Origin of the sequence: Kitasatospora sp. NPDC058492 (assembly GCF_042720685.1) — a bacterium.
GTDB lineage: Bacteria > Actinomycetota > Actinomycetes > Streptomycetales > Streptomycetaceae > Kitasatospora.
The window spans coordinates 48,211-49,791 of sequence record NZ_JBHXMU010000065.1; the positions used below are offsets into that span (position 1 = coordinate 48,211).

Consider the following 1,581-nt stretch of genomic DNA (forward strand, 5'->3'; position numbering starts at 1 on the left):
CCGACGTGGGCGGGCCCCTGCCCGGGCTCGTGGCCTTTCGCCTGGGGGGCGGATTCGTGGTGGTGTTCGCCGGGGGCGGGTCCCCCCGCCCGACCGGCGGCCGGCCGCACCCACCCGGGGCGCGGCCGGCCTCCTGTCGCACACCTATCTCCCAACTCCCGTCCCATGCAAGCCTCGACACATTGTCGATCAAGGTGTTCTGATGTTCGCACCATACGTATGACTATCTGACCAGCATTTGACGGCGGGTCGGAGAAGCGGAGGAACGGTGCGGCCTGCTCGTGGCGTGGCTGTCCTGCTGGCAACGGGGGTCGTCGTGGCCCTCGGCCTGGGCACGGGAGGCCCCGACTCGAAGGGCAGACCGGCCACTGCCGGCGCCGCTCCGGAGAGCACACCCGACCCGAGCGGCACACCCTCCGACAGCCCCAGCAGCCCCGGCGCCACCCCGACCCCCAGCGCCACGCCGACCTGGGACGGCCAGGTCAAGGTGCTCGGCGACGGCTCCACCTCCGACACCGGCCCGCAGCCCAGACAACCCCGGCCCGAGAAGCTGAAGCCCGGTGAGAAGCCGCCGCAGTTCGTGGTGTTCTCCTGGGACGGCGCGCTGGAGGGCGACGACGAACAGTTCTCGCGCTTCCGCAAGCTGGGCACGGAGAACAACGCCCAGATGACGTTCTTCCTGAGCGGCATCTACACCCTGCCCAAGTCCAAACGCACGCTCTACCACCCGCCGCAGCACGACGCCGGCGCCTCCGCCATCGACTTCGCCACCGACGCCCACATCAAGGACACCCTGGAGCAACTGCGCCTGGCCTGGCAGGACGGGAACGAGATCGGCACCCACTTCAACGGGCACTTCTGCGGCTCCAAGGGCGGCGGCGACTGGAGCACCGAGGAGTGGAAGAGCGAGCTCGACCAGGCGATCTCCTTCGTCACCAACTGGAAGACCAACACCGGCTTCAAGAACCTCCCGCCGCTGCCCTTCGACTACACCAAGGAGGCGGTCGGCGGCCGCGCCCCCTGCCTGGAGGGCCAGAAGAACCTGCTCGCGGCCGAGAAGGCGGCCGGCTTCCGGTACGACGCCAGCTCACCGGGCGAGTTCCAGGTCTGGCCCGGCAAGAAGGACGGGATCTGGAACTTCCCGCTCCAACTGCTGCCCTACCCGGGCAAATCGGCCCAGGTCCTCTCGATGGACTTCAACTTCCTCGCCAACCAGTCCGGGGACACCACCAAGGGCGATCCGAAGAAGTACGACGCGTGGGAGAAGGAGACCCGCAACGGCTACCTCAACGGCTTCGAACGGGTCTACAACGGCAGCCGGGCCCCGCTCTTCATCGGGAACCACTTCGAGAGCTGGAACGGCGGCATCTACATGCAGGCCATCGAGGACGTGATGAAGAGCGTCTGCACCCGGGAGGGCGTCCGCTGCGTGTCCTTCCGCCAGGTCGCCGACTGGCTGGACGCCCAGGACCCCAAGGTGCTCGACCAGTTGCGCGCGCTGGACCCGGGGCAGCCGGCCGACTGGTCCCGCCTGGTCAAGTGACCAGGCCCGGGCGGCCGCGGGGCCGTGACACCACGCCC

The 1,581-nt window shown here is 69.1% G+C and carries 1 protein-coding gene; it reads left to right on the forward strand.

From position 1 onward, the window contains the following. The first annotated feature begins 286 nt into the window (after window positions 1-286). Window positions 287-1,543 (forward strand): hypothetical protein, encoded by a 1,257-nt coding sequence (locus tag ACFWPI_RS32190; protein WP_380381108.1) that lies wholly within the window; start codon window positions 287-289, stop codon window positions 1,541-1,543. Window positions 1,544-1,581 lie beyond the last annotated feature (38 nt).